The 258-nt window shown below is 68.2% G+C and carries 1 protein-coding gene; it reads right to left on the reverse strand.

Annotated elements, in window-relative coordinates:
* The coding region (locus ACYP5B_RS26160; protein WP_459571642.1) for an AMP-binding protein at positions 1–258 on the reverse strand (258 nt) is incomplete at both ends.

Here is a 258-nt window from a genome sequence, read left to right on the forward strand (position 1 = left end):
AGCCAGATGCCGCCATTGTCTTGCTCGCGCAAATAGCCGGGAAACACATTCGGACCGTTGATGCCGATGACGCCGGTCTCGCCCGGCGCGCACGGCTCGGTGGCATAGCTGGAGCCGTCGACCTTCCAGACGCCGATTGCCTGGTGCGGCAGGCGCAGGCCGACCGTGCCGAGGCGACGTTCGCCCTGCGGCGGATTGAGGGCCGAGACGCACGCGCCTTCGGTCAGACCGTAGCCCTCGTACAGCGGAATGCCGGCG

It is taken from the genome of Cupriavidus sp. 8B, assembly GCF_054589115.1.